The sequence below is a fragment of the Nostoc sp. JL34 genome, from assembly GCF_017114945.1.
GTDB lineage: Bacteria > Cyanobacteriota > Cyanobacteriia > Cyanobacteriales > Nostocaceae > Nostoc.
The window spans coordinates 23,377-29,493 of the sequence record NZ_JABXKQ010000176.1 but is presented as its reverse complement, the minus strand read 5'-3'; the positions used below and the strand labels follow the sequence as shown (position 1 = coordinate 29,493).

Below are 6,117 nucleotides of genomic sequence, written 5' to 3'. Positions count from 1 at the left end.
TCAGTACCTCTGCCATAATCCCCCTGTCAATAGGGTTTGAGACGCGCTAACCCTGATAGCGCAGTTCAATCGAAGACTTAATTGCTTCTACTGTATCTTGGTCAGCCTCCTGTTGAATGTAAGCAAGCTTTTGAGCATATTCTTCATCTAGCTGAATATCAAAATTCTTCATCGCCACTAACTTAGAACGTTTACCTAAAGTATATCGTCCGCGTCGAATCGTCTAGAATAAAACTCATACTGTACTACATTATTTATAATCCAGAGTATTGGCAAAGAGACCGCCACCAACCTTTTGAAGTTTATCGCTTAGTAGGTGGTAGCTATCAATTGCAAATTGGTGAACCCTTTTGGATGCCAGAAATTGGTTTGGGAATCGGGCGATCGCAATATGTATCTGGTAATATCCAGCGTCAGGTTTTGTATTGGTACAACCAACAAGGAAAGCGCTATCAAACTTCAGAAGAAGTTGAGCAGCAAACTCGCCAGCAATTAGAATTAGTACAACAACAACTTGAGCGTTACCGTCAGCAATTTGGGGATTTACCAGAAGCATAAGGGGCGATTACTCATATTTGTTATTAACAATAGATTAGCCCTTACCTATAAATTTTAGGATGAGGGCTGACATACCTGAAATAAAGAGAACTAGTTAAATTTAGGCATTCCTTTAATGTAAGGGTTGACAAAAGTTCCATCTTTCTTGATGTAGCCTTTAACAACTTTTACTTTAGGTGTTTTAAATGCCTTGGGTGGCTTTGGTGGCTTTGGTAGCTTTGGTGTTTTAGACATTTTCTTACTTCCCTCTAAATAAATAGCTTGTAAGACTCTTTTCTATCGTGAACCTAAAAACGGAAAACCACCTCAGCAAAAATTCTAATTTTTCTAGATAACTCGTAAAGATAATATGCATATGTGTTAAAAGCTTAAAAAGCACATTGTTTTTTTATACATCAGATTTTTGTTTTGATGTGATTAGCTCATCCTCAATATCAAATCAGCACAATTTAAATCCGACTTTTTCCTTGACGCTTCCAACTGAATCACATAAAACTGCCGACTTCAGCCGACTGACAAACGATAGTGCGATCGCTTAGGCTATTGGGCATAGAGATAAAAATTTAAGTATAAAAATATGCTTAATACCCTCAGCCCAATCACAGCAGACTTAGCAGGTAAAAGCTATCCCAGTCCTCATTACTTACAAACACAGCGCCGCATTCGTTCCCTCATAGACAGATATATTGCAGTCAAAAAACTACACGATCGCCTGCAAGATTTACTGATACAGTTTGCCAATCCCCAACCGCGTCCCTGGAAACCCATTGACTGGCAAACAATTAACCGCAATCAAATTATCAGCTTAGACGCAGAAGTATTTCTATCTATATTGATAGGTGCAATGGATACAGAAGCTCCTATTCGCGGCTATACCCAAACCAGTCGCCAGTATTTAGAAAAATTGCATCCTCTGATGGCTCGGTTTGTTGGTGGAACAGTCGGTAGAGATGGCGACTTGCTGGAACTTGGTTTGTGGGAAAAGGAAGAACGTCAGCACACACCTGCATTAATCAAAGTCTACACCCAATTAACAGGCGAGAAAATTACCCCAAAACTTCGGGCTGTTAGAAGCTATCTCCCTACAGATGACGCTCACGAAGACTTATATCGCCACGGCTTACACCGCATTGCCACAGAATACGGTGCTACCTGTCTTTATATTTGGTTGATGGCTCACACCACTGGCGCACTCCAGGATGTTCTAGAGGAACTAGCACAGGATGAAATCAACCACATGACCAAATTCTGGGGGTTTGGAGTCTGGGCTTTCCCTGATACTGGGTTGGTGCGAATTGGACGCACACTGATCAAAACGCGATCGCCAAACTATCAGCGTAACAACTTGATGCGTACTCTCCGCCGCATGATGGCTACCCTCAACTGGAATGCTTGGTCATTAACCAACAAAACAACTCTCCTCTTCACCTTCACTTACACAATGTATCGCCTGTGGAGTTGGAACAACACCCTCACACCAGAGTACTTACAAAATTTATTTGAAACTAATTAGTCAAAACAAAGGATAAATGACAAATGACAAATGACAAATCAAAATTACCCACAGATTTAAACCCTCAAAAAATCCCCCAACATATCGCTGTCATCATGGATGGTAACGGCCGATGGGCAACCAGTCGAGGATTACCGCGCATTGCTGGACATCGCCAAGGAGCAAAAACACTCAAAGAACTATTGCGTTGCTGCAAGGATTGGGGAGTTAAAGCGTTGACAGCCTATGCTTTCTCAACAGAAAATTGGCAGCGTCCCATTGAAGAAGTGGATTTTCTGATGCATTTGTTTGAACGATTACTACACCGCGAGTTGGCTCAAATGCATCAAGAAGGTGTACGAATCTCGTTTATTGGAGATTTATCGGCTTTACCCAAATCTCTACAGACGGAAATGGAACGTTCAATGGCAGAGACATTGAACAATCAAGCAATCCACTTTACTGTTGCAGTCAACTATGGTAGCCGCAACGAAATTACCAGAGTTTGCCGTCAACTAGCTCAACTCGTGGAACAGGGTGAACTCAGTGCGGAACAAGTGAATGAAAGTCTTGTAGAACAACACCTCTATACAGCAGATACTCCAGAACCCGATTTACTGATTCGTACTAGTGGTGAGATGCGATTGAGTAATTTTCTTTTGTGGCAAATGGCGTATACAGAGATGTATTTCACCGATATTTTTTGGCCAGATTTTAATCGAGAAGCATTTCATCAGGCTTTGTTGAGCTACCAAAATCGCGATCGCCGTTTTGGTCAAGTTAAAGCTTCATTATCAGCTTAGTGTACCAAACATCAGACATCACGTGAAGAAAGTAGGAGGCAGAGGGAAATATTCCTTCTGCCTTTCTTGATAAAGTAAAAGCACCCACATTACCACGATGGTATATGAGCGCTCACAAATAAAACATTATCGAGGATAATCTATCTGCTATGACAGACCGAAGTAACTATAAGAATAGCAGGCACTGGGTAAATAAACTGCAAGGGTAGTTACAAATGTTTTGTTAAAAATATTACTTACCGTCAATATGATGCTTGATTTAGGCAAAATCCAATCAATTGCAGAATCCCATTCTCCCCAAGAACTCTTTGCTGCTTTGGTTTGGCAGCGTCGGTTCAATGAGTTTGATGGCGAAGAGGTAATTACTGACCTTTCCAACCACAGAAATTTCTGGTCAAGCTTTCTCTTCACAAAACCAATCTTTGCACCAGATGAAAACGGTTTAAGCTTTGGTGGTATGGTCGATACCCTACTTGCAATGGCAAACTATCGTCCCATGCCTGAAACCAGCATCATCCATTTCATTGCCTATCCTGCCGATACACTGTACATTCTGACAGAGAACCAAGACACAAAAGTGTCAGAGCTTTTAGACTTAGGCAAAAAATGGCGAGCTGATTCAGTAGAGGTAAGTGATGGCACGAATGAAGATTATGGTTTGCGCCTGAAGCGCCGACTGAGAACTAGATTGGAAGGAGCGCTATGGGGTGAGGATGTTCAGCAAGATTGTGATGCGGTCGTTGTTTGTTATTGGTGGGATTGAATACTTGAAATATCTCAATCAGAGAAATCGTGGACTACAATATGCTGTTTTTTCCCGATCTTAGCTTACACCCAAATTGAGCAGCGATCGCAGGCTCTTAATTTTTTTTGAGTAAATTATTCTTTGGTAGGTATTGAGCCAAAATCCTCGGCTCAATATCTATATTCATTATCACAAAATCAGGCTTATTTAATTATTATTTTGTCAATATAGCAATCCAATTTTAAATTTGAACAGAGAAAATTTGGAAGTACTATGAATCAAGCATCCTACGGAACCTACTGTTCACAAACCATTTACGATTTACTATCGTAACTATAAAAACTATCAATATAACTTGTTGTTAATTCTTTCCAAAAATAGTATTTACTATAATTTAATACTTGCGATATAAGCTGATGTTCTGGTAAGTTAATTCAGAAAAAATCCTGATATCAAAATTTAAAGTTAACAAGACTCTCTTGCTAAATTTACTTTAGATTTACTTATCAATTCATTTTAAAATCGCAATTAATTTTTCCACTATTTTATCGGTGTTGGGAGTTATGATGGCAAAATATCTACTAGCTTCTGCTAGTGGGATGGGATTCTTATGTTTAATTGCCGGGTTATCACCTGTGCAAGCCCTTCCTAGTTTAGAAATTGCAGATAAAAACGTAGCTGTTAATCAAGATGACGGCAGCTATCAAAAAAATGATTCTCATCAAAGCAATTTAGCAAATAATATCTCCAGTAAATTGCTGATAGCTAATGAAACTCAAAAAAATTTACCCTCAATCAATCAACAGCAAAAAAATCAACATTTAGAAGTAGATTCTGCTGTTAACTTTTGGCAGTCAATCACACCACAGTTTGCAAGTTCATCTCCATCCTCATACAAACTTGCACAAGTAACATCCGTATCGCAATTGTCTGATGTACAGCCGACTGATTGGGCTTTTCAGGCACTCCAATCTTTAGTCGAGCGCTATGGTTGTATCGCAGGTTATCCCAATCAAACCTATCGTGGTAATCGGGCGATGACTCGCTATGAATTTGCTGCTGGCTTAAATGCTTGTTTAGATCGAATCAACGAACTAATTGCGACTGCAACTGGTGATTTGGTCAAAAAAGAAGATTTAGCTACGTTGCAGAAACTACAAGAACAATTTGCGGCGGAATTGGCAACATTGCGGGGTCGAGTAGATGCTGTAGAAGCTCGCACAGCAGAACTAGAAGCAAATCAGTTTTCTACAACTACTAAACTCAATGGTGAGGTAATTATTGCTGGTGTTGGTGCTAGCGGTGGCGCTCCTAATGACAGTGACCCGAACATCATCCTAGTCAATAGAGTGCGGTTAAATCTCACCACTAGCTTTACTGGTAAAGATTCATTAATTACTGGATTGCAAGCCTATAACTTTTTGGGTGGAGTCGATGGACAGGGTAGCCTGCAACAAAGTTTAGGATTAGCTTCGCCGCTTTTAAGTTCTAGTAGCGCTCGTACCAGTTTTGAGCCGCAATTTCCGGGGTTAAATGTCAATACTTTGTCGAGCGTTGGCGCAAACAGCATTCAGCTTTACAAATTGCTGTATATTTTTCCCGTCGCTAATAAATTAACCTTGTTTGCGGGAACTGCGGCGGAAACATCAGATGCTTTCCCAGTAATTACGCCTTTTTATGGTGAAGGACAAGAGTCAATATCTCGTTTCGCCGGCTTAAATCCTGTGCTACGGGTTTCTGGTGGAACTTCGGGTACTGGTTTAGCATCGGCGGCGGGATTTATTTTTAATATTTCGCCAAATTTGGATTTAAGAGCTTTATACGGCAGTGTAAATGCCAATTTACCCGAAAAATCTGCTAATGAGGCAGTACCAGGAGTTTCTACTACACCTTTGGGAGCAGGTTTATTTAGTGGTAGTAGTATTATTGCCACACAGTTAACCTTCAAGCCAAGTCCTGCTCTGGATATTGGTTTAAACTATGCCCACAGTTATCACGAAATCAATATTTTGGGTACAGGATTAGTTAGTAGTGATATCGGTGCTTTAGCAGGGGTTGGAGCTGGAACACCGGTCACACTCAACTCTGTTGGGGGTACGCTAACATGGCGATTGTCTCCCAAGATAGCCTTATCTGGCTACGGTGCAGCCATATTTGTTGATGCTGCTTCCAATAGCGTGAATGCTTCCACTACCTTTACAAGTTGGATGGCGGGAGTTCACTTCAGAGATTTATTCAAGTCAGGAAATACTGCTGGGATTCTTTTTGGTCAGCCGCTTTTCCGTAGTGATACTGGTGGTTCTGCTCAACTTACGCCCACAGGCGACAATCGGGCGACTCCTTACCATTTAGAAGCCTATTATCGCCTTCAAGTTAGCGATAATATCAGCATTACCCCTGGTGCGTTTGTTCTCTTTAACCCAGAAGGTAACGGCAACAATGAGACTACGACTGTAGGTGTACTTCGGACTACTTTTACGTTTTAAGAGATTGGAAGTATGGTCAAAATCCCCCAATAA

The 6,117-nt window shown here is 40.8% G+C and carries 7 protein-coding genes; 5 read left to right on the top strand and 2 right to left on the bottom strand.

The features are described from left to right. Positions 1 to 46: 46 nt before the first annotated feature. Complete coding sequence (locus HWQ44_RS31960) at positions 47 to 172, bottom strand: hypothetical protein (RefSeq protein WP_292726265.1); 126 nt, start codon at positions 170 to 172, stop codon at positions 47 to 49. 158 nt (positions 173 to 330) lie between these two features. Here HWQ44_RS31960 and HWQ44_RS31955 point away from each other — a divergent pair, with 158 nt between their 5' ends. Continuing rightward, positions 331 to 558: a hypothetical protein gene (locus HWQ44_RS31955; protein WP_335048053.1), complete on the top strand. Its 228-nt coding sequence runs from the start codon at positions 331 to 333 to the stop codon at positions 556 to 558. A gap of 90 nt (positions 559 to 648) precedes the next feature. On the opposite strand, the gene HWQ44_RS31950 is transcribed toward HWQ44_RS31955, so the two are convergent. Beyond that, positions 649 to 792 carry a hypothetical protein gene (locus HWQ44_RS31950; protein WP_292726263.1) on the bottom strand — a complete coding sequence of 48 codons (144 nt, stop codon included), beginning with the start codon at positions 790 to 792 and terminating at the stop codon, positions 649 to 651. 343 nt (positions 793 to 1,135) lie between these two features. Here HWQ44_RS31950 and HWQ44_RS31945 point away from each other — a divergent pair, with 343 nt between their 5' ends. From HWQ44_RS31945 to HWQ44_RS31930, 4 genes are all read left to right on the top strand, one after another. Then, positions 1,136 to 2,071, top strand: a complete 936-nt coding sequence (locus tag HWQ44_RS31945) for a ferritin-like domain-containing protein (protein ID WP_292726261.1) — start codon at positions 1,136 to 1,138, stop codon at positions 2,069 to 2,071. 23 nt (positions 2,072 to 2,094) lie between these two features. Further along, a complete protein-coding gene (locus tag HWQ44_RS31940) occupies positions 2,095 to 2,853 on the top strand; it encodes an isoprenyl transferase (RefSeq protein WP_292726258.1) in 759 nt (252 codons plus the stop codon). 247 nt (positions 2,854 to 3,100) lie between these two features. Then, positions 3,101 to 3,616 (top strand): hypothetical protein, encoded by a 516-nt coding sequence (locus HWQ44_RS31935; protein ID WP_292726257.1) that lies wholly within the window; start codon positions 3,101 to 3,103, stop codon positions 3,614 to 3,616. A 548-nt stretch (positions 3,617 to 4,164) separates the two neighbouring features. Beyond that, a complete protein-coding gene (locus HWQ44_RS31930; protein ID WP_292726268.1) occupies positions 4,165 to 6,084 on the top strand; it encodes an iron uptake porin in 1,920 nt (639 codons plus the stop codon). Positions 6,085 to 6,117 lie beyond the last annotated feature (33 nt).